The 20,790-nt window shown below is 63.6% G+C and carries 17 protein-coding genes, 4 tRNA genes and 1 pseudogene; 12 read left to right on the forward strand and 10 right to left on the reverse strand.

All coding sequences use genetic code 11. From position 1 onward, the window contains the following. Nucleotides 1–151 (forward strand): annotated as a pseudogene (locus tag Q7C30_RS04580) (IS256 family transposase); the annotation flags it as partial. 204 nt (nt 152–355) lie between these two features. On the opposite strand, the gene Q7C30_RS04585 reads toward Q7C30_RS04580, so the two are convergent. Next, nucleotides 356–431 (reverse strand) — tRNA-Thr (locus tag Q7C30_RS04585). A 52-nt stretch (nt 432–483) separates the two neighbouring features. Next, nucleotides 484–924, reverse strand: coding sequence for a pilin (locus tag Q7C30_RS04590; RefSeq protein ID WP_116889120.1), 441 nt, complete (start codon nt 922–924; stop codon nt 484–486). An 82-nt stretch (nt 925–1,006) separates the two neighbouring features. Between Q7C30_RS04590 and Q7C30_RS04595 the strand changes: the two genes are divergently transcribed. The 4 genes from Q7C30_RS04595 to yacG are packed head-to-tail and all read left to right on the forward strand — an operon-like array spanning nt 1,007 to nt 4,023. Then, a complete protein-coding gene (locus tag Q7C30_RS04595; RefSeq protein WP_317870836.1) occupies nt 1,007–2,335 on the forward strand; it encodes a type II secretion system F family protein in 1,329 nt (442 codons plus the stop codon). Nucleotide 2,336: 1 nt separating this feature from the next. Next, complete coding sequence (locus Q7C30_RS04600; protein ID WP_317870837.1) at nt 2,337–3,203, forward strand: A24 family peptidase; 867 nt, start codon at nt 2,337–2,339, stop codon at nt 3,201–3,203. Next, complete coding sequence (gene coaE / locus Q7C30_RS04605; RefSeq protein WP_116889126.1) at nt 3,203–3,826, forward strand: dephospho-CoA kinase; 624 nt, start codon at nt 3,203–3,205, stop codon at nt 3,824–3,826. Before Q7C30_RS04600 ends, coaE begins: the two co-directional genes overlap by 1 nt. After that, complete coding sequence (yacG, locus tag Q7C30_RS04610) at nt 3,823–4,023, forward strand: DNA gyrase inhibitor YacG (protein WP_029614418.1); 201 nt, start codon at nt 3,823–3,825, stop codon at nt 4,021–4,023. Before coaE ends, yacG begins: the two co-directional genes overlap by 4 nt. Before the next feature lie 20 nt (nt 4,024–4,043). On the opposite strand, the gene Q7C30_RS04615 is transcribed toward yacG, so the two are convergent. After that, a complete protein-coding gene (locus tag Q7C30_RS04615; RefSeq protein WP_317870838.1) occupies nt 4,044–4,721 on the reverse strand; it encodes an energy-coupling factor ABC transporter permease in 678 nt (225 codons plus the stop codon). A 112-nt stretch (nt 4,722–4,833) separates the two neighbouring features. Here Q7C30_RS04615 and Q7C30_RS04620 point away from each other — a divergent pair, with 112 nt between their 5' ends. Beyond that, nucleotides 4,834–5,463, forward strand: a complete 630-nt coding sequence (locus tag Q7C30_RS04620) for a DUF1780 domain-containing protein (RefSeq protein WP_039580132.1) — start codon at nt 4,834–4,836, stop codon at nt 5,461–5,463. 270 nt (nt 5,464–5,733) lie between these two features. Then, nucleotides 5,734–7,029, forward strand: coding sequence for an NAD(P)/FAD-dependent oxidoreductase (locus Q7C30_RS04625; RefSeq protein ID WP_039580135.1), 1,296 nt, complete (start codon nt 5,734–5,736; stop codon nt 7,027–7,029). A gap of 45 nt (nt 7,030–7,074) precedes the next feature. On the opposite strand, the gene phnN is transcribed toward Q7C30_RS04625, so the two are convergent. Next, complete coding sequence (gene phnN, locus Q7C30_RS04630; RefSeq protein ID WP_317870839.1) at nt 7,075–7,626, reverse strand: phosphonate metabolism protein/1,5-bisphosphokinase (PRPP-forming) PhnN; 552 nt, start codon at nt 7,624–7,626, stop codon at nt 7,075–7,077. 282 nt (nt 7,627–7,908) lie between these two features. Between phnN and Q7C30_RS04635 the strand changes: the two genes are divergently transcribed. The 3 genes from Q7C30_RS04635 to Q7C30_RS04645 all read left to right on the forward strand — a co-directional run bounded on the left by Q7C30_RS04635 (nt 7,909) and on the right by Q7C30_RS04645 (nt 12,483). Further along, nucleotides 7,909–11,013 carry an autotransporter domain-containing protein gene (locus tag Q7C30_RS04635; protein WP_317870840.1) on the forward strand — a complete coding sequence of 1,035 codons (3,105 nt, stop codon included), beginning with the start codon at nt 7,909–7,911 and terminating at the stop codon, nt 11,011–11,013. Nucleotides 11,014–11,107: 94 nt separating this feature from the next. Further along, the gene (locus Q7C30_RS04640; RefSeq protein ID WP_317870841.1) at nt 11,108–11,725 is read left to right on the forward strand and encodes a hypothetical protein; all 618 of its coding nucleotides are present in this window, start codon (nt 11,108–11,110) and stop codon (nt 11,723–11,725) included. Nucleotides 11,726–11,802: 77 nt separating this feature from the next. Further along, nucleotides 11,803–12,483 carry a response regulator transcription factor gene (locus tag Q7C30_RS04645; protein ID WP_317870842.1) on the forward strand — a complete coding sequence of 227 codons (681 nt, stop codon included), beginning with the start codon at nt 11,803–11,805 and terminating at the stop codon, nt 12,481–12,483. A gap of 6 nt (nt 12,484–12,489) precedes the next feature. Here Q7C30_RS04645 and Q7C30_RS04650 read toward each other — a convergent pair whose 3' ends face one another. Next, entirely contained in the window at nt 12,490–14,106 is a 1,617-nt protein-coding gene (locus Q7C30_RS04650) for a hybrid sensor histidine kinase/response regulator (RefSeq protein ID WP_317870885.1), read from the reverse strand. A 57-nt stretch (nt 14,107–14,163) separates the two neighbouring features. Beyond that, nucleotides 14,164–15,780 (reverse strand): hybrid sensor histidine kinase/response regulator, encoded by a 1,617-nt coding sequence (locus Q7C30_RS04655; protein WP_317870843.1) that lies wholly within the window; start codon nt 15,778–15,780, stop codon nt 14,164–14,166. Between the two features lie 102 nt (nt 15,781–15,882). Between Q7C30_RS04655 and Q7C30_RS04660 the strand changes: the two genes are divergently transcribed. Both Q7C30_RS04660 and Q7C30_RS04665 read left to right on the forward strand, forming a co-directional pair. Then, on the forward strand, nt 15,883–16,515 hold the full coding sequence (locus Q7C30_RS04660) for a response regulator transcription factor (protein WP_317870844.1): 633 nt from the start codon (nt 15,883–15,885) through the stop codon (nt 16,513–16,515). A gap of 330 nt (nt 16,516–16,845) precedes the next feature. Then, nucleotides 16,846–17,283, forward strand: coding sequence for a hypothetical protein (locus Q7C30_RS04665; RefSeq protein WP_317870845.1), 438 nt, complete (start codon nt 16,846–16,848; stop codon nt 17,281–17,283). A gap of 216 nt (nt 17,284–17,499) precedes the next feature. Here the strand turns inward: Q7C30_RS04665 and Q7C30_RS04670 are convergent. The 4 genes from Q7C30_RS04670 to clpB form a co-directional block, all read right to left on the reverse strand. Next, a tRNA-Lys gene (locus tag Q7C30_RS04670) sits at nt 17,500–17,575 on the reverse strand. A gap of 6 nt (nt 17,576–17,581) precedes the next feature. Continuing rightward, nucleotides 17,582–17,658 (reverse strand) — tRNA-Pro (locus Q7C30_RS04675). A 4-nt stretch (nt 17,659–17,662) separates the two neighbouring features. Further along, nucleotides 17,663–17,738: transfer RNA gene (locus Q7C30_RS04680), tRNA-Asn, on the reverse strand. A 354-nt stretch (nt 17,739–18,092) separates the two neighbouring features. Then, complete coding sequence (gene clpB, locus Q7C30_RS04685) at nt 18,093–20,657, reverse strand: ATP-dependent chaperone ClpB (RefSeq protein ID WP_116889136.1); 2,565 nt, start codon at nt 20,655–20,657, stop codon at nt 18,093–18,095. Between the last annotated feature and the right edge of the window lie 133 nt (nt 20,658–20,790).

The following is a 20,790-nucleotide window of genomic DNA, read 5'->3' on the forward strand; positions in this document are numbered from 1 at the left end:
CTTCCCAACGGATGAGGCCGCCACCAAGCTGATTTGGCTGGGGCTGCGGAACATCACGGCAAACTGGGGCTCAGCGGCCCATGATTGGAAAAATGCGATGAATCAATTCGCGATGCTGTACGGAGATCGATTTATCAGGCCGACCTGGTAAAAGCATGGCCAGCCTGACGGCAGGCCGTTATCGGCCCGCACACAAAAAATCTGACACTCTCCGAATCGACTTTATCCCAAACGTTACCCCTAAATCGGCCGACATCTGTCGAAATCCAACGGAACGCCATAACGAAGAAACCCGCCAAAAGGCGGGTTTTACCGGGGTTCCAGAGATTTGTGTAGCCTTCGCTGAAACCTGAACTGGTGCCGGAGACAGGAATCGAACCTGCGACCTTCGCGTTACGAGTGCGCTGCTCTACCGACTGAGCTACACCGGCGTGTGCGCAACGCTACCACTGCCGTGCGCGTTACGCAAACCTCTGTTTCGCCTCACTTATTCCCCTGCCCCTCGCCCTGCCCCGGCAACCCGGCGCAACCGCTGGGCGCGAGGTCGCTTTCCAGGTCCGTACTGCATGCCCAGCCCGTGGCCGAACGGGTCAGCGTCAGCCGTTTGCCCAGTACGTTGGCGGGTGCATCGAGCAGGGTGCAGACGAGGCTGCCGGTGCCCGCCGCCGCCGTGCCGCTGGCGAGGATGGCGCAGTGCGCGGTGCTGGCCTGTCCGCCGAGGCTGGCGGCGTCGGTCACGTCCTTGCCTTCGTTCAAGCGCAGATCCATCGGGGTCTTGAGGGCGGAGATTTCCAGCAACCCGGCGGCCGCTTTACCGCGTGCCTGGTGGTTGGTGTACATGGGGATTGCGATGGTGGCGAGGATGCCGATGATCGCTACGACGATCATCAGTTCGATGAGGGTGATGCCGCGTTGCCCTTTCATAACAGGTTCCTTGTCGATTCGATCTGGCCGCGACCTGGGGTCGGGGGCCGGCTGGCGCGCAGTAGAGCCCAATGGACACCTTTTGTCACCCCTGCGCGGTGGGACGTCATGTCCGCTGACCTACTCTAGTGAGCGTCTGCAATTTCTGCCCTGGGAAGGGCGTGGCGAGCTGTTACCGGGCTTGTCGGTGGCCAAGGAGGCTGTGATGGGGGCGATGCGGTGGTATGCGTGGGAAGGGGCGGATGCGCACGGGGCGCGGCTGACGGGTCGGGTGCAGGGGCGCAGTCCGGCGTATGTGCGGGCGGGGTTGCTGCGCCAGGGTATTCAGGCGGCGCGGGTGTGGCCGGCGAGCGAGGTGGGCTGGCGGTTGCCGGGGCGGCGCGAGGAGGTGGATGCGCCGGGGTTTTCGCGGCAGTTGGCGACGCTGCTGAAGGCGGGAGTGCCGTTGTTGCAGGCGTTCGAGGTGATGGGGCGCAGTGGCGCGGATGCGGCAATGGTGGCGCTGTTGGGGCGGGTGCAGCAGGAGGTGGCGGCGGGGTTGGGTTTGGCGGAAGCGTTGCAGCGTCAGCCGCGCGGCTTCGACGGGTTGTACTGCAACCTGGTGCGGGTGGGTGAGCAGTCGGGGACGCTGGATCGGCAACTGGAACAGTTGGCGGACATGCTCGAACGGCGTCAGGCGCTCAAGCGGCGGGTGCGCAAGGCGATGCTGTATCCGTTGATCCTGCTGCTGACCGGGCTGGCGGTGGCGGCCTTGTTGCTGCTGGAGGTGGTGCCGCGCTTCGAGGGGATGTTCACGGGGGTGGGCAAGGAGCTGCCGGTGTTCACGCAGTGGGTGATCGATGTGTCCGACGGGTTGGGTCGGCATCTGCTGATGATACTGACGGTGTTGGGGATAACCGGGGTGGGCTGGGTGCAACTGTACCGTGGGCATCTGCCGGCGCGGCTGTGGATGATTCGTCAGGCGCTGCGGCTGCCGGTGTTCGGGCGGCTGCTCAGCCATGCGGCGCTGGCGCGCTTCGCGCGCAGTCTGGCGACGGCCTATGGCGCGGGGGTGGCGTTGCTCGATGCACTGCACACGGTGGCGCCGGCGTGTGGCGATGCGCTGCACGAGCGAGCGGTCGGGCAGTTGCGTCAGGGCATGGCCAATGGTTTGGGGCTGCACCAGGCCATGGCGCTAGAGCCGCTGTTCGCGCCGCTGCTGGTGCAGTTGACGGCCATTGGCGAGTCCAGCGGCACGCTGGACGCGATGCTGGACAAGGCGGCCTGTCATTACGAGGAACAGGTGGGTCTGGTATTGGAACAGTTGACCAGCCTGCTGGAGCCGGCCATCGTGCTGATCCTCGGCGTGCTGGTGGGTGGCCTGGTGGTGGCCATGTACTTGCCGATCTTCCAGTTGGGTAGCCTGATCTGACATGAACCTGTGGATATTGCTTGTCGACCAGCCGGGACTGTTCTTGGCCGGAGCGGCGCTGCTTGGCCTGCTGGTGGGCAGTTTTCTCAATGTGCTGGTGCTGCGGTTGCCAGTGATGCTGGAGCGCCAGTGGCAGAAGGAGGCGCGTGAGGTGCTGGGCCTGGGCCAGGTGTCCTACCCGCGTTTCGACCTGTGCCTGCCTACGTCGCACTGCCCGGCGTGCCAGCATCGGATTCGGCCGTGGGAAAACATTCCGCTGCTCAGTTACCTGTTGTTGCGCGGGCGCTGCTCGGCGTGCCGGGGGCGGATCAGTCTGCGCTATCCGTTGGTGGAACTGAGTTGCGCGCTGTTGTCGTGGCTGGTGGCGTGGCATTTCGGCGTGAGCGAGCAGGCGCTGCTGGGCCTGCTGCTGACCTGGTGCCTGCTGGCCCTGAGCCTGATCGATGCGGACCATCAGTTGCTGCCGGACGTACTGGTGCTGCCAACCCTGTGGCTGGGCCTGGTGATCAATGCGTTCGGGGTGTTCGTGCCGTTGGCCGATGCGCTGTGGGGGGCGGTGCTCGGTTACCTGAGCCTGTGGTCGGTGTACTGGGTGTTCCGGCTGATCACCGGCAAGGAAGGCTTGGGCTACGGCGACTTCAAACTGCTGGCGCTGCTCGGGGCCTGGGGCGGCTGGCAGGTGCTGCCGCTGACCTTGCTGCTGGCCTCGTTGGTGGGGGCGCTGGTCGGTGTGTGTGTGCTGAAGATCAAGAGGGCGTCGTTGCAGACCACACTGCCGTTTGGACCTTATCTGGCCATCGCGGGGTGGATCGCCTGGCTCTGGGGTGATGAAATACACGCTTCCTACCTGCAACTGCTTGGATACTGATGACCACTGCAGCCTTCACCCCTTGGATTCTCGGCCTCACCGGCGGCATCGGCAGCGGCAAGAGTGCGGCGGCCGAACGCTTCGTCGAGCTCGGCGTGCACTTGGTGGACGCCGACCAGGCCGCGCGCTGGGTGGTGGAACCGGGCCGGCCGGCCCTGGCCAGCATCGTCGAGCGCTTCGGTGCAGGGGTCTTGCTGGAGGACGGCACGCTAAACCGCTCGGCGTTGCGCGAGCGCATCTTCAGCGACCCCACGCAGCGGCGCTGGCTCGAACAGTTGCTGCATCCGCTGATTGGCCAGGAGATCTTCAGCTACCTGGCCAAAGCGCAATCGCCCTACGCGGTGTATGTCTCGCCGCTGCTGATCGAATCCGGCCAGTACCAGAAAACCCAACGCATCCTGGTGATCGATGTGCCGCAAAGCGTGCAGATCGCTCGCACGCTGCAACGCGACGACACCAGCGAAGCCCAGGTGCAGGCGATCCTGGCAGCGCAGCTGTCGCGCGAGGAACGTCTGCGCCATGCCGACGATGTGGTGGTCAACGACCGCGACCTGCCGTGGCTGCATCAGCAGATCGATCAGTTGCATGCCTTTTACCTGACTTTACGAGGAGGCCAGCCTTGAGCCAGCCAATGACCGTCGATTGCCCCACCTGTGGCGCGCCCGTTGAATGGAGCGCGAACAGCCCGAACCGGCCGTTCTGCTCGGACCGCTGCAAGTTGATCGACCTGGGCGCCTGGGCGGCCGAAGAGCACAAGATTCCGGCGGCACCGGAGTCCGAAGACGAACTGTATTCGGGGGATCTTGAACCCCGGCATTGAGCGCGGCGAGCTGAACGCCGTCAGTCTTCCTTCCACGGCGCCTGCAAGTAGCGGGTGCGGTTGAAGGTTTCCAGCCACTCGGGACAGAACACCACCAACGCGCTGATGACGGTGCCGTTGATGAAGGCCTCGGGGAACATCGTCAGCCACAGGTAGCCGATGAAGTCGCCGAGCCATTCGGGCATGGCGAACAGGCCGTCCAGCCACAGCAGCGCCATGCCTGCCAGCAGGCACACCAGGGTTGCCAGGGCAGCGGCGAAGAAGCCGGAGCAGAAAATGTAGACGAACAGGTTGCGTGGCTGGGCCCGTTCGACCCGCGTGGCGCAGGCTTCGGTGGCCAGCACGGGCAAGGCCACGATCAGCAGGCCGTTGATGCCCAGGGCGGCGAGGTCCTGGCGCCCCAGGGCGAGCAGGCCGAGCTGCGCCAGGCAGCCGCCGAGCACGGCCAGCGGCCAATCCAGCAGCAGCGTCACGGCGGTCATGCCGAGGAAATGGTAGGACACGCCCGAGTCGAAATCGCGCCGCACCATCCACAGCGCAAACAGCGCGAGCACCGTGCCGAACAGCAGGTGCTGGCGGCGCGGGTCGCTGAACAGCTCGACCCAGCGGGTGCGGCTGGCGGCCCACAGCAGCAGCGGTGCGTAGGCCAGCCAACCGAGGGTCAGGCTGGTGCTGGACAGGACCTGGGCACTGATCATGACGACCTCGCATCGGTGGCGGATGCCGCCGAGTCTACACCCGAAGCCGGTTCGCGAATCTTGCGTGAAGACAAGACCTTAACCTTCACAATTGCAGACTAAGCTTGTTGCCATGGATGACTCAGATTACCTGCGCCTGCTTACCATCCAGGCCGAACAAGCCAATGCCTTCCTGTCCAATGCCCGCAAATGGGAGCGTGAGCGTTGGGTCTGCCAGCGCCTGCTGCAAGGGCTGAACATTCCCTACCGCAGCGAAGACTTCACCCCGGCCGGCCAGGAGCCACCGGACGTGCTGTTTCGCGATGCGGCCTTCGAAGTGTTCTTCGTGCTCGACCAGGGCCGCCGGCTCAACGACGAATGGCGCGAGGAACTGCAGCGTCGGCGCAGCGCCTTTTCGCTGGCGCAACTGGTGCGTCGCGAGGCGCGCCCACGGCGCATCAGCGCTCAGGAGCTGATCGGCCGCCTGGGGCCGACGCTGGGCAAGAAAGCGCGCAATTACCGCGAGCGCGGGCTGGACCTGGGCGAGCTGGACATCATCGCCTTCGCCAGCCTCAAGCGCGAAGTGCTCGACCTCAACAGCCACTTCCCGCCGCCCACCGAGTACTTGCGCCAGGGCTGGCGCTCGCTGTCGCTGGTGGGACCGACCTTCGCCCGGGTGCTGTTCGCTCATCCGGACGCGCCGGATTTCCTGCGCGCCAACCTGGGCCGCAGCATCGTGTTCGACGTCGGCATCAGCCTTTGATCGTGTGACGTTGCAATGACGTACACTCGGCGGCGCAGATGAAAGGTATGATCATTCGTTTCAACTTCTTTCCAAGGCTGTAGGAAACGTTGTACCGCGCCCGCACTCCAAGACGTCTACCCCACGACGCGCCGTCCTGCCCCGGACGCTGCCCGTCGAGCTGCCCGCCACGTGGACCGGTGCTATGAGCTGCCTTGCGCTCGCCCTCCCCTGTGTCGAAGCGGCCGGACCTGGTGTCCCCGAATTCCGTAAAACTTGTGAGATATCCCCATGACTCATCGCATCGTGATTGTCGGCGGCGGCGCCGGCGGCGTGGAACTGGCAACCCGCCTGGGCAAGAGCCTGGGCAAGGGCAAGCGCGCCGAGATCACCTTGGTCGACGCCAACCTGACGCACATCTGGAAACCGTTGCTGCACGAAGTGGCCGCCGGTTCGCTCAATTCCTCCGAAGACGAGCTCAACTACGTGGCCCAGGCCAAGTGGAATCACTTCAACTTCCAGCTCGGGCGCATGAGCGGCCTGGACCGTGAAGGCAAGCGCATCCAACTGGCCGCCACCCTCGACGAAGAAGGCCGCGAGTTGCTGCCGGCGCGCACCCTGGGCTATGACACGCTGGTGATCGCCGTAGGCAGCAACACCAACGACTTCGGCACCCTGGGCGCGGCGCAGCACTGCCTGTTCCTCGACAGCCGCAAGCAGGCCGAGCGCTTTCACCAGCAACTGCTCAACCATTATCTGCGCGCCCACGCCGGCGACACCGCCAGCGAGAAGATCAGCGTGGCCATCGTCGGCGCCGGTGCCACCGGCGTGGAACTGGCGGCCGAGCTGCACAACGCGGCCCACGAGCTGGCGGCCTATGGCCTGGACCGTATCCGTCCGGAAGATATGCACATCACCCTGATCGAGGCCGGCCCGCGCGTACTGCCGGCGCTGCCCGAGCGCATCAGCCAGCCGGTGCACAAGACCCTGGAAAAACTCGGGGTGACGGTGATGACCAACGCGGCCGTCAGCGAGGTGACCGAGGACGGCCTGAAGACCGCCAGCGGCGAGGTGATCCAGGCGAGCTTGAAGGTGTGGGCGGCGGGCATTCGCGCGCCGGGCTTCCTCAAGGACATCGATGGCCTGGAGACCAACCGCATCAACCAGTTGGTGGTGCGTCCGACTCTGCAGACCACCCGCGACGACGACATCTTCGCCTTCGGCGACTGCGCCGCCTGCCCGCAGCCGGGCAGCGACCGCAACGTGCCGCCGCGCGCCCAGGCGGCACACCAGCAGGCGTCGCTGCTGGCCAAGAGCCTGAAGGCTCGGCTGGAGAACAAGCCGTTGGCCACCTACACCTACAAGGACTACGGCTCGCTGGTCTCGCTGTCGCGGTTCTCGGCGGTGGGCAACCTGATGGGCAACCTCACCGGCAGCGTGATGCTCGAAGGTTGGCTGGCGCGGATGTTCTATGTGTCGTTGTACCGCATGCACCAGATGGCGTTGTACGGTGTGTTCCGCACGGCCATGCTGATGCTGGGCAGCAAGATCGGCCGCGGCACCGAGCCGCGCTTGAAGCTGCACTGAGTCGATCGGGGGAGCCATTGAGCCGCTCCCCCAACTCCTCGCCCACTATTGCTGCAGATGGGCGAGCAACCGCGCCACCGTCTCTGCCAGCGGCCCTGAGTTATCCAGCAGCAACAAACGGGGGTCGGCCTCGCGCGCTTCGCTGGCGAAACGGGCGTTGCGCGCCAGGCGCGCCTCCACTTCCTCCGGGGTTTCCCGACCGCGCGCCAGCAGCCGCTGACGCAACACGTCCTGCGCCACACTGAGCAACACCACCTGCAACTGTGGATAACGCAGCCGGGCCTGGGCCAGGTACCCGCGTGAGCCGTTCACCAGCACGTCGTGCCCTTGTTCGAGCCATTGGTCGATGATCCGTGGAATCCCGTACTGCAATCCGTTGGCCTGCCAATGCAAGGCAAAGGCGCCCTCCTCGCGCATCTGCTCGAACTGCGCCGCGCTGACCGCCATGGCGGCCTCGCCGTTGGCCTCGGCCGAGCGAGTGATGACGCGCCGGGCGATGCACGCGCCCTTGGCTGTCAACTGTTCGCGGGCCGCGTCCAGCAGGCTGTCCTTGCCTGAACCGGACGGCCCGATGAGGTAGATCAACCTGCCTGCCATCGCCTTCCCCTTTACCTTCGACCCACTGCGCCAGCGTGACAGGGCGTCATGACCGAATTGTCGCAATGTGCGCGGCAGATCGCGACCTGTACCCCGACATCGGGCTGCAACCCTTGATGTGCGCGGCATCACGTTCTGCAAGACGCTAGCACATGCGTACTATTTCCAGCGCGCCGAGCGCTCCGGATACTCCCCCTGTTGACACGTCGCACCTATGGAACGCCAAGGCCTTGATGGCCGGCAGCCACTAACGTGGCCTCTAATGGAGTATCTGGAGTCGCTATGAACCCCCTATTCAAACTCTCCCCGCTCGCGTTCGCGATCACGCTCAGCGTGCTCCCGAATGCCCAGGCGGCGGACTACAACATCAACAGTGGGCAGGAAACCTGGAGTAGCGATCGCGGCATCGATGGCTCGATTTCGCTTCGCCCCAGTAACGGCACCCCAGCCGGCCTGACCATCAACAACGGTGCCCAGGTCGTCAGCAAAGGCGGACGAATCGGCGGCTCATCGACCAACAGCGAAGCCAGCACGGCCATGGCCACCGTCGTGGTCGAAGGCGCCGGCACCCGCTGGGTCGTGCCACGCACCAACGCGGTGCTGGATAACGCCATCGTCATAGGCGGTGCGGGCCAGGGGACGCTGAACGTGCTCGACGGCGGCCAGGTGTCGGTGCGCGATCTCCAGCTCAGCGACAACGGTAACGCCGGCAACGGTTTGTCCCGGGCGAACCTGTTGGTCAGCGGCCAGAACGCCAAGGTGGATGCGGTCAATGTGACCTCCGGCGGCGTCTTCATCTACGACTCGCGCATCAACCTGCAGAACGGCGGCCAGCTCGCCAGCGAACGCGTGGACATCAACTCGATCAGTACTCTGACAGGCGCGGGCACCCGCTGGGACAATACCGGCACCTTCAGGAACCGTAACGACCTCAGCGTGAGCGACGGCGCCGTACTGACCAGCGACTCCATGACGCTGGGCGCGGCCAATATCAGCCGTAACACCGTGGTCAGCGTTTCCGGCGAAGGTACCCGTCTAGCCACCCGTGCAATGACCCTGGGCACCTCCACCAACAGCACCAACCTGATACTGGCCAATGGCGCCGAACTGAGCAGCACCGACGGCATCGACATCAGCGTGCTGACCAGCATCAACTCTGCGGCCCGTGGCGCCTTGAGCATCGGTGGCGCCGTGGTGCGCGACGACGACCGTACCGACATCGACTCGATCACCGCCAGCGCCGCCCAGGCCGCCGGTCGCCTCGACCCGCAGACGGCGATCCGCTTCGGTGCCGGCAGCGGCGCGCTGGCCTTCAACCATACCGACAGCGACCTGCAACTGAGCAACCGCATCAGCGGCGCGGGCCGGGTCTACTCGTTCAGCGGCAACACCACCCTGAGCGGCGACCTCACCGGGCTGTCCGGCAGCACCGTGGTACGTGGCGGTCGCTTGGTGCTGGCCGGCGACGTCGACCAGACCAACCCGCGCGGCACCTCGCTGCTGAGCGTGGGCAACGGCACCTTGGTGGTCAACGGCACCGTCGGCCACACCGACGCCTCCGGCAACTACAGCAACCGCGCCCAAGTGCTGGACGGCGGTGTGCTGGCCGGTCGCGGCCAGGTCGGCAACACCCAGGTGGCTTCCGGCGGTACCCTGTCGCCAGGTGAAGGCGCACTGGGCAACCTGTCGATCAAAGGCGATCTGGACATGGCGGCGGGCTCGCGTTACGCGGCGGACATCGCCGGCGATGGCGGCTCTGACCAAGTCAACGTCAGCGGCACCGCCACCCTGCGGGGCACCCGCGTGGACGTCACCACGCTCAACGAAGCGCAGAGCTACCAGAACGGCCAGACCTACACCTTGCTCACCGCCCAAGGCGGCGTGGTCGACGGTGCGGCGGCCGGCACGGCTTACGCGCAAGCCTTCAGCAACTCGGCCTTCCTCGACGTCAGCCTGCAGCGCACGGCCAACGCCCTGAACCTGACCATCGCGCAGAAGACCACCACGCCGCCGGTAGAGCCGCCCGTAGAGCCACCGGTTCAGCCGCCGGTCGAGCCACCCGTAGAGCCACCGGTTCAGCCTCCGGTCGAGCCACCCGTAGAGCCGCCGGTTCAGCCTCCGGTCGAACCACCCGTAGAGCCGCCGGTTCAGCCTCCGGTCGAGCCACCCGTAGAGCCGCCGGTTCAGCCCCCGGTCGAGCCACCCGTCCAACCGCCTGTGCAGCCTCCGGTCGAGCCACCGGCAACCGGCGGCACGCCAGGCATCTTCCAGACCGTGGCGCTCACCGAGAACCAGTGGAACACCGCCGGAGCCCTGAGCGTGCTGCAGCAGAGCGGTGATCCGCTGCGCCTGTACAACAACTTGCTGGTGCTCGATGCCGCCAGCGCGCGCAACGCCATCGATCAGCTCTCCGGCGACTACCACAGCAGCACCGGTACCGCGCTGATCGCCAACAGCCAGGTGGTGTCCGGCGTACTGGGCTCGCGCCTGCGCACGCTGCTCGACAGCAACACCGTGCGCATGCCGCTCGGCGCCTCGAGCTTCATGCCCGCCGCACCCGATTACCAGGGCGGCGCCTGGGCCCAGACCTTCGGCAACTGGTCGCGCCTGGACGGCAACAACGGCTCCAGCGGCCTGCGCCAGCGCACCGGCGGTGTGCTGATCGGTGCCGACGGCAGCATCACCCAGGACTGGCGCGCGGGCGTCTACGGGGGCTACAGCCGCTCGAAGTTCGATGCTGACGACCGCGACGCCAAGGGCAACAGCGACAACTACCACCTGGGTCTGTACACCGGTGCCCAGCTCGATGCCCTGCGTCTGAGTGCGGATGTCGGCTACACCTGGCACAAGCTCGACAGCGAGCGCAACGTGGGCTTCGCCGGGTTCAACGACCACCTCAAGGGCAAGCGCGACGCCAATACCCTGCAAGCCAGTGGCGAGGCGGCTTACCGCATCGGCCTGGGCGCAGTGGCCTTGGAGCCGTTCGTGGGCGTGTCCTACGTGAAGTACGACGCCGACAGCTTCCGCGAAAAAGGCGGTGCCGCGGCGCTGGACGTGTCCAGCGAGAAACAGGACACCTGGTTCTCGACCGTGGGCATGCGCGCCTCCACCCATACCCGCGTGGCCAACCGCGACACCCAGGTGTATGGCTCGCTCGGCTGGCGCCGCGCTTATGGCGACCTGGACCCACGCAACGAGCAGTCCTTCGCGGGCGGTCCTGACTTCGAAGTGCAGGGCATCGCCCAGACACGCAACGTGGCACTGACCGAAGTGGGCGCGAAGATGCGTCTGACCCGCCAGACCGACCTGGACCTGTCGTACCAGGGCCAGTTCGGTTCGGACACCCGCTTCCATTCGGTGAATGCGGGCATCACGGTTCGCTTCTAAACGTACTGCGGTGGCCTGCACCGGCCACCGTTCACCCGCGCGGACCTGCTGCTGGACGACAGCAGCAGGTCCGCGCGCCTTCAAGAGAATCTTCATGAAAACAGCATGCTCGACAGCCCTGGCGCTGGTCATCGGCCTGGGCCTGATCGCCGGTGGTCCAGCCCACGCCAGCACTGACGCCCAGGCAACCGCCAAAACCCAGGCGTTCGATGTCTCGCAGTTGCCGGTCTCGACCGTGTCCCCGGGGGCTTTCCCCTACATCGCCCTGCCTGACGGCTACACCACCGGCAGCACACCGGAAGTGTCCGAGTTCGATCAGATTCCGTTCTGGACCGGCGATCGGCTGGAACCGGTGGAAGGTCGCGTCTGGTCAGCGAACATCACCAATACCGAAGGCAAGACCTTCTCCGACCTCGAACTGGCACGCAATATCGAAGCCGTGGTGAAGGCACTGGGCGGCCAGAAGATTTTCGACGGCACCCTGACGCGAGAAACCACTGACGCACTGCAAAACTGGCCACGCCATTTCGCCGAGAAATACAACAGCGGCCTGGGCGATGTCTGGAACAACCCTGCGCACGTGTTCGTCATCCATCGGGAAGATCGAGACATCTGGGTGCACCTGTGCGCTTACGCCTTCGGCGCCGGACTGTTGATCGTCGAGAGCAAACCGCTGGCGATCACTGCACGGCCGCAGCCGGCAACCCCGTGAAGAGCCTGCTGAGAACCCTCGTCTAGCACACCTGTACTAGCCCACGTGCGCTATTTCTAATGCGGTATGAGTTCGACATGATCATGCCTCTTCATACTTGTGCTGAACGGATTCCACGTCCTCAAATGACTTGCCAAATAATTGTGGCAGATGAACATCCGCTATACCGCGAGGGGATGATTGGGCTACTGAAATGCTTGCTACCGGATGCACACATCAGCCAGGCCGGAAACGTCGAACAGGTTCGGTTACTGCTCGGCAATCTGCCTTCGGCCGACATGTTGATGATCGAACTACGCCTGCCCGGCCTGGCGTCCATCGCCGAACTCGCGAAGTTGCGCGAGACCACGGAAAGTTCGCTGATCATTATTGTGATGTCGGCTTTGGAAGATCCTGAACTGGTCGAACTGGTTCTGCAAACCGGAGTGAATGGATTCATCGGCAAAAGTTGCTGCGCCGAACAAGTGCGCAAGACACTCGGGGAAATCCGCAAAGGCAAGGTGGTGGTCAGTTGCCAGGCGATTGAAGCGGCCGCCTTCGACAGCGATGACCCGGTGTGCCGCCTGACCGCCCGGCAACGTGAAGTCTGGCATCTGGTCGCCCAGGGCAAGACCAACAAGGAAATTGCCGCCGCCCTGGACATCTCCCCCTACACCGTGCGCGTGCACGTATCGTCGTTGATACGCGCGTTGAACGTGCCCAATCGCGCCGTGGCCGCAGCCCGCTTCGCCGGCCTCTACGCCGGACAGCCGTTGTAAAGGCGCCTATACGGCGCAGCGCTCGGCAGCCATCACCTTCACCTGTTCGAGCAGCACCGCGCGCAACTCCGGCGGCCGCACCGGCTTGGCCAGCACCGAGATGTTCTGGTCCTGCACCAGGGCGCGGATGCGCGCCATCTCATGGCCAGTCATGATCATCGCCGGCACCTCCCAGCCCCGTCGCTCACGGATGGCGGCGATGCACTCGGCGCCGGAAATCTTCGTGCCCAAGTCATAGTCGGCGATGATGATGTCGCAGTCAGTGATCACGTTCAGGCCGTCGCTGTGGCCTTCCACCTCGCAGCCCCATTTCTCGAGCAAGGCCGAAGTCGCCATCAAGACACTGGCGTCGTCCTCCACCAGGCACACGCGCAGGCCTTGAAGGCGGCTCTGCACCGGCGCCGGACGGGCGACATCGATACGCGGCGCAATGGCTTTCAAACCTCGGACGCTGGCACAGGTACCGCGCTCGACACGCGAGTGCAAGTGGACTTGCAGGCCGATCAAGCGACCGATGCGCTGGACGATGGACAGCCCGAGTCCCAATCCCTCGACGTCTTTGTCACGCTCGTGGCGCACCCGGTAGAACTCCTTGAACACCTCAGGCAGATGCTCGGCGGCGATACCTCGGCCTTTGTCATAGATGACGATGACCAGTTCACTGCCGCGCCGCCGAACACCGATGAGCACCGGCTGACCGGCCGCATACTTCAGCGCGTTGGACACCAGGTTCTGCACCAGGGTCGTCAGCAGTCCCGGATTGACCTCGACCCAGTACCGGCAAGGCCGCAAGCGCAACTCGACCCCCGCCCAGCGCGCCGCCTCCTGGTTCTGCTTGACCACATCCTGCAACAGCGCGTCGAGGTTCACAGGCTCGGACTGAGGCTCGAGTTGGCCGTTGTCCAAGGTATAGATGTCCAGGATCGAGCGGAACAACTGCGAAACCGTGTGCAGTGAGCGGTCGATGTTATCCACCAGCCGCAACTCTTCGCGTGGCAGGTTGGCGTCGCGCAGGCAAGCGGTGAACAACCCGATGGAGTGGATCGGCTGACGCAGGTCGTGACTGGCCTGGGCCAGGAAGCGGGATTTTTCCTGGTTGGCAACCATGGCCTCCTGGGACGCCTGGCGCGTGCGCTTGAGCAGGACATCGGCGTAGGCTGGCACCACGATGGTGGTCACCATCAACGTCAGGAACATATAAGGCTGCGAATGCCAGTAAGGGTCGAACCAGAACACCAGGACCAACGTGGCCAGCGCGATCCCGGTGGCCCAGGCCAGATAGCGCGAACCAAAGCGCATTCCGTTGCCCAGGGTGACCCACAACAGCGCGACGTAGATCGGCAACGCCGCCTCTCCGCCCAATGCCAGGGCGAAGGCGATGCCGGCGTAATCGTGGAACATGGACAGTAGCCGGCGCCAGAAGAAATGCCCGGGCCAGCGCTTGATCGCCAGGCGCAGGAACACCGAGACAAAAATGAAGGTGGTGATGTAGGTGATGATCGGCAAGTAGGTCATCGCGCGGTCCGCGTTGAATACCGCCAGTGCCAGCATGTAGACGAGCGCGATACTGCTGACGATCAGCCTCAACGTGGCCTGATCGACCTCGCTTTTCACCTCGCTCATGTACAACGCGCGCGAACCCGAAACTGTGCTGTTCAAATCGATACTCCTGTTGGGTCGTCAGACCGGCAGGCGGGCGTCTTCCATGGCCTTGACCTGTTCGAGCAATACGGCGCGCAGCTCCGGCGGGCGCACCGGCTTGGCCAGCACCGAGATGTCCTGGTCAGCCACCAAGGCGCGGATACGCGCCATTTCATGGCCAGTCATGATCATCGCCGGCACGTCCCAGCCGCGGCGCTCACGAATGGCAGCAATGCACTCGGCGCCGGAAATCTGGGTGCCCAGATCATAGTCGGCAATGATGATGTCGCACTCGGTGATCACGTTCAGGCCATCGCTATGGCCCTCCACCTCGCAGCCCCACTTCTCCAGCAGCGCCGAGGTGGCCATCAGGACACTCGCGTCGTCTTCCACCAGGCACACGCGCAGACCTTGCAGGCGGCTCTGCACGGGGGCCTGGCGTACGATCTCCTGACCGGGGGCGATGGCCTGCAAGCCATGAATGGTTGCGCAGGTGCCATGGTCGACCCGCGAATCCAAGCGAACCTGCAGGTCGATCAACTCGCCGATACGCCTGACGATGGACAAGCCCAGGCCCAAGCCTTCCACGTCCTTGTCGCGCGCATGACGCACCCGGTAGAACTCCTTGAACACCTCGGGCAAGTGTTCGGCGGCGATCCCACGGCCTTTGTCGTAGATGACGATGGACAGGCCCTTGCCGTGGCGGCGCACCCCCACCAGTACCGGCTGACCGGCGGCGTACTTGAGGGCGTTGGAGACCAGATTCTGCACCATGGTGCTCAGCAGCCCCGGATTGACGTTCACCCAGTGCTGGCAGGGCCGCAGGCGCAGCTCGACCCCCGCCCAGCGCGCCGCCTCCTGGTTCTGCTTGATCACATCCTGCAGCAGCGCGTTGAGGTTGACCGGCTCCGATTGCGGTTCGAGCTGGCCGTTGTCGAGGGTATAGATGTCCAGGATCGAGCGGAACAGCTGCGAAACGGTGTGCAGCGAGCGGTCGATGTTGTCCACCAGGCGCAGTTCCTCGCGCCCCAGGTGGGCGTCGCGCAGGCAGGCGGTAAACAGGCCGATGGAGTGGATCGGCTGGCGCAGGTCGTGACTGGCCTGGGCCAGGAAGCGCGACTTTTCCTGGTTGGCGGCGATGGCTTCTTCGGAGGCGATGCGCGTGCGTTTGAGCAGAATGTGCGCGTAGGCCGGCACCACGATGGTGGTCACCATCAGCATCAGGAACATGTAAGGCTGCGAGTACCAGAAGGGGTTGATCCAGAACACCACGACCAGCATCGACAGCGCGATCATGGTCGCCCAGGCCAGGTACTGCGAGCCGAAGCGCATGCCGTTGCCCAACGTCACCCAGAGCAGTGCCGCGTAGACCGGCAGTGCGCCCTCGCCGCCGACGCACAAGGCGAAGGAGATGCCGGCATAGTCATGGAACATGGCGAAAATCCGCCGCCAGAAGAAGTGCCCCGGCCGCCGTTTGATCAGCATGCGCAGAGGCACTGCCACGCTGATGAAGAACGCCATGTACCAGAGGATCGGCGCATAAGTGGCGAAGTTGCTCGATGGCAGGCAGGCCACGATGAAGATGTACAGCGATGCGCAGGTACTGACCGTCAGGCGCAACGTGGCCTGGTCGAGTTCGCTGTTCTTCTCGGTCATGTTATCTGCACCTCTGCGCGCGTCTGGGCGCTGTTGAATTTGAACCCTGGGTCAAGGTTTGCGTTACTATGCGCCCACTCGGGCGTCGGATGGGTCTGAAACATGTCGTGCAGAATCATAGTGGCGGATGACCACCCGCTGTTTCGCGAGGGCATGCTGCGGACGTTGGAACGGCTCCTGCCGGGCGCGCAGATCGAACAGGCCGGCAACCTGGATGAAGTACTGACTCTGGCCCGCCACGGCGGCGAAATCGATTCGTTAGTGCTCGACCTGCGGTTTCCGGGCCTCACGTCACTGTCGGTCATCGGTCAACTGCGCCAGGAATTCAAGCGCACCTCCATCATCGTGGTGTCCATGGTCGATGACCTGGACGTCATTTCCCAGGTCATCGGCCAAGGCGCCGATGGCTTCATCGGCAAGAATGTCGACCCTGCCGGTATCGCCGAGGCCATCATGGCCATTCGCGAGGGCGAAGTGGTGGTCCGCTACAACCCGGAAAACCCGATCCTGGACCCCAGTCTTTCCAACCTCACCGCCCGGCAAAAACAGGTGCTTGGCCTGATCGCCGCCGGTAAGACCAACAAAGAGATCGCCAAGGACCTGGGCATTTCGCCGTTCACCGTGCGCATTCATGTCTCTACGCTGCTGAAGACACTGGGCGTGCCCACTCGGGCGGCAGCGGCGGCTCAATTCAGCAACTTTCCGGTGACCGGTAGTTGGACGCTGGAGCGCTGAAATTTTTAAGTTGGTGAGCTGACTCAGCGGCGGCTAGTACAGTTACCTGGCAATGAATAGCCACCCGTCGCCAGTATAAACACTCCACTTCTGCGCGCCGTTAGTACAGGTGTGCTATAGCCGAGAAAGAGCAGCAGGCATACCCTCTGCCGGCACTTTCACTCATTGAAAAGGCTGCTCTAGTTCACACTTCGGCGTCGCGTTGTGGGCACCTGTGTGTCTCGATTCGATAGCCGTCAACTTCCACTGGAACAGCCTCGACCTTTTACAGGTGACGCTATGGCTCGCACACATAAACAATTCATGCACATCGGATTGGCTGTATGCCTGATGACCGGTGCTCTCACCGGCTGCAGCAGCTCAGGCAACTTCGTCAACCCACTCGATTCGGGTTCACAGAAGTACAACGTGGCCTACCTGAAGCAGACGTTGATCCCCGGCAAGACCACCAAGTCCCAGGTGCAACAACTGTTCGGCACGCCCGCAGAGGAAGCGCTGGACGCCTCCAGCCGCAGCAATGGTTCTAACTGGACGTATAGCAAGAGCGAAGAAGGTCTGGACAAGTACATGGCCTTGGCCCACAAGTATGTGTCCACCGAAAACAGCCTGAAGATGTACAACGCTTCTGCGCAGGTTTCCAAGGCGCAGGGCGTGATGAGCGACGTGGGTAGCGTCACCGGGATGAACAAGCCCTCCAGCCAAGCCCAAGGCTCTCGGCTGGTCATCTATTTTGTGGATGACGTGATGGATCACTACCAGTTGTACTGATCAAGGTAGGGCGCGGTGGCGCGCCCGCTGGAGGCAGGTCGAGCACATCGCCGGGCAGGGACGCCCGACATAGCCTCTGGAAGCGCCATCGGGCAAGCAATGGCAAAAACGAAAAAGCCCGCCATATAGGCGGGCTGTTTCTTGTCCTCATCACACTGAAGCAGAACTTCTTCTCGCTTCATTCAGCTCCCACTACCTCAGGAACCTCTGTGAATATGGTGGGTCGTGTAGGATTCGAACCTACGACCAATTGGTTAAAAGCCAACTGCTCTACCAACTGAGCTAACGACCCGGAAAATGGTCGGGGTGAGGGGATTCGAACTCCTGACATCCTGCTCCCAAAGCAGGCGCGCTACCGGACTGCGCTACACCCCGAAATTGGCTCCGCGACCTGGACTCGAACCAGGGACCCAATGATTAACAGTCATTTGCTCTACCGACTGAGCTATCGCGGAACTGCACTTCGTACAACCTTACAACTGCGAAGCTTGTGTTAGCTTCGATCTCTTTAGCGTTGTCGCTGCTGAGGCCGGCTATTCTACATTCTTCGTTTTGCTTGTCAACCACTTTTTTTCACCCAACTTACTGATTTGTAAGTTGTTTTCAGATCACCTGTACCGCCGTTGATCTGGGTAGTGCCTGACAGCGGTGCGAATATTAGGCGTACCGTTTTCATTGTGCAAGCATTTTTTTCAAAATTTTCAGCGAGTTAGCACGGAGCGAGAAAAATCAGGGATTTGCGCACCTCGCCCCTGCACGGTGACAAGAAAAAGCCCCGCGGATGCGGGGCTTCTCTGCCACGTGACGACTCAGGCGAAGACGATCTCGTCGCCCTCCACCTGCGCCGTGATCGCCGCACCTGGCACGAACTGGCCCGCGAGGATCAATTGCGCCAGCGGGTTCTCGATCCAGCGCTGGATCGCCCGTTTCAACGGGCGCGCGCCATACACCGGGTCGTAACCCACTGCGATCAACTTGTCCAAGGCCTCGGGGCTGAGGTTCAAGGCCAGCTCGCGTTCGGCCAGACGACCGCGCAGACGACCAAGCTGGATCTCGGTGATACCGGCGATCTGCTCGCGGCCCAGCGGCTCGAACACTACCACTTCGTCGATACGGTTGATGAACTCCGGCCGGAAGTGTGCGCCCACGGCATCCATCACGGCTGCACGCTGGGCCTCGCGGTCGCCGACCAGTTCCTGGATCTGCGCCGAGCCCAGGTTCGAGGTCATCACGATCACCGTGTTGCGGAAATCCACGGTACGGCCGTGACTGTCGGTCAGACGGCCATCTTCCAGCACCTGCAGCAACACGTTGAACACGTCCGGGTGGGCCTTCTCCACTTCGTCGAGCAGCACCACCGAGTAGGGTTTGCGCCGCACCGCCTCGGTCAGGTAACCGCCCTCTTCATAACCCACGTAGCCCGGCGGAGCACCGATCAGCCGCGCGACCGAATGCTTCTCCATGAACTCGGACATGTCGATGCGCACCATGGCCTCTTCGGTGTCGAACAGGAACTCGGCCAGCGCCTTGCACAGCTCGGTCTTGCCCACACCGGTGGGGCCGAGGAACAGGAACGAACCGCTGGGCCGGTTGGGGTCGGACAAACCGGCGCGCGAGCGGCGCACCGCATTGGCCACGGCGGTCACCGCCTCGTTCTGGCCGATCACCCGCTCGTGCAGCAGGCTTTCCATCTTCAGCAGCTTGTCGCGCTCGCCTTCGAGCATTTTCGACACCGGAATGCCGGTCCACTTGGAGACCACCTCGGCGATTTCCTCCTCGGTGACCTTGTTGCGCAGCAGTTGGTTATCGGTCTTGCCATGCTGGTCGACCATCTGCAGGCTGCGCTCCAGGTCCGGGATCACCCCGTACTGCAGTTCGGCCATGCGGCTCAGGTCGCCCTTGCGCCGGGCCGCTTCGAGTTCCTGGCGGGCCTGTTCGATCTTCTGCTGGATCTGCGCCGAACCCTGCACCTCGGCCTTCTCCGACGCCCAGATCTCTTCCAGGTCGGAGTACTCACGCTCCAGACGGGCGATTTCCTCGGTGAGCTTCTCCAGACGCTTCTTCGCCGCGTCGTCCTCTTCCTTCTTCAGCGCCTGGGATTCCACCTTGAGCTGGATCAGGCGACGGTCGAGACGGTCGAGCACTTCGGGTTTGGAGTCGATCTCCATGCGAATGCGGCTGGCGGCTTCGTCGATCAGGTCGATGGCTTTGTCGGGCAGTTGACGATCAGTGATGTAGCGGTGGCTGAGCTTGGCCGCCGCGATGATCGCGCCGTCGGTGATCGCTACCTTGTGGTGCACCTCGTAGCGCTCCTTGAGGCCACGCAGGATGGCAATGGTGTCTTCCTCGCTCGGCTCCTCGACCAGCACCTTCTGGAAGCGTCGCTCCAGCGCCGCGTCCTTCTCGATGAACTGGCGATACTCGTTGAGGGTGGTCGCGCCCACGCAGTGCAGCTCGCCGCGCGCCAGCGCCGGCTTGAGCATGTTGCCAGCGTCCATGGCGCCCTCGCCCTTGCCAGCGCCGACCATGGTGTGCAGTTCGTCGATGAACAGGATGACCTGGCCGTCCTGCTTGGACAGCTCGTTGAGCAGCCCCTTGAGGCGTTCCTCGAACTCGCCGCGGTACTTGGCGCCGGCGATCAGCGCGCCCATGTCCAGAGCCAGCAGGCGCTTGCCCTTGAGCCCATCGGGCACTTCACCATTGATGATGCGCTGGGCCAGGCCCTCGGCGATGGCGGTCTTGCCCACGCCGGGTTCGCCGATCAGCACCGGGTTGTTCTTGGTGCGGCGCTGCAGCACCTGCACGGTGCGGCGGATTTCGTCGTCGCGGCCGATCACCGGGTCGAGCTTGCCTTCCTCGGCGCGCTTGGTCAGGTCGACGGTGTACTTGTCCAGCGCCTGGCGCGATTCCTCGACGTTGGCGTCGTTGACCGCCGCGCCGCCGCGCAGGTTGTTGATGGCGTTTTCCAGGGCCTTCTTGCTCACGCCCTGGCCGAGCAGCAACTTGCCGACCTTGCTGTTCTCGTCCATGGCAGCGAGCAGCACCAGTTCGCTGGAAATGAACTGGTCGCCCTTCTGCTGGGCCAGGCGGTCGGCCTGGTTGAGCAGGCGCGCCAGGTCCTGGGACATGTTCACGTCGCCGGTGGGATTCTGGATCTTGGGCAGTTGGTCGAGCTCTTTGGTCAACGCCTTGCGCAGGCTGTTGACGTCGAAGCCAACCTGCATCAGCAGCGGCTTGATCGAGCCGCCCTGCTGCTCGATCAGGGCCTGCAGCAGGTGCACAGGTTCGATGGCCGGGTGGTCCATGCCCACGGCCAGGGATTGGGAGTCGGATAACGCCAGTTGCAGCTTGCTGGTCAGTCGGTCTATTCGCATGGGGGATACCTTCCTTAAAAAGGGCAGGCGGAGCGATAAACAGCACCCGTTAAGAAGAACCTGCCGGAGATGACCAATACATAGGGCCAATTCTGGAAGATTCAAGCTTAGCGGGGTTGACCAGGATCAGTGT

This window comes from Pseudomonas sp. RAC1, assembly GCF_030658255.1.
In the GTDB taxonomy this organism is placed as follows: domain Bacteria; phylum Pseudomonadota; class Gammaproteobacteria; order Pseudomonadales; family Pseudomonadaceae; genus Aquipseudomonas; species Aquipseudomonas boreofloridensis.